This is a genomic window from Methylococcus sp. S1M (assembly GCF_051295855.1).
Taxonomy (GTDB): domain Bacteria; phylum Pseudomonadota; class Gammaproteobacteria; order Methylococcales; family Methylococcaceae; genus Methylococcus; species Methylococcus capsulatus.
The window spans coordinates 1-311 of sequence record NZ_JBPDXO010000050.1; the positions used below are offsets into that span (position 1 = coordinate 1).

General features: G+C 63.0%; 1 protein-coding gene. It reads right to left on the reverse strand.

The genetic code is table 11. The annotated features are described in order from the left end of the window. Positions 1–260: 2'-5' RNA ligase family protein (locus tag ACSHWJ_RS16040; protein WP_435928789.1), on the reverse strand; the 260-nt coding region annotated here is incomplete at its 3' end. Between the last annotated feature and the right edge of the window lie 51 nt (positions 261–311).

The following is a 311-nucleotide window of genomic DNA, read 5'->3' on the forward strand; positions in this document are numbered from 1 at the left end:
TATTCCAGCCGGTCCAGCGCCAACTCAAAGGGCGTCAGATCGAGATCCTCCGTCATTGCTGTAAGCTCCGGCAAACGTTCCGCCGGCACCGCCCCCATGAATGCCAGAGTGAGATGGAGCTTGTCCGGCTCGCCCCAGCGCCCTTTGACCGAACGGCGGAGGGAGCGGACCAGCCTACCCAAGGTCTCACGAACACCCGCGTCCGGCCTAAGCGCGAAAAACAGACGCTTCGGTGGCGGTTCTGGAAGCAGAGCAGACATCGGTCTGTCCTTCCTGAGCCGCAATCACGGCTTGCCTCCGCACCGCATCCC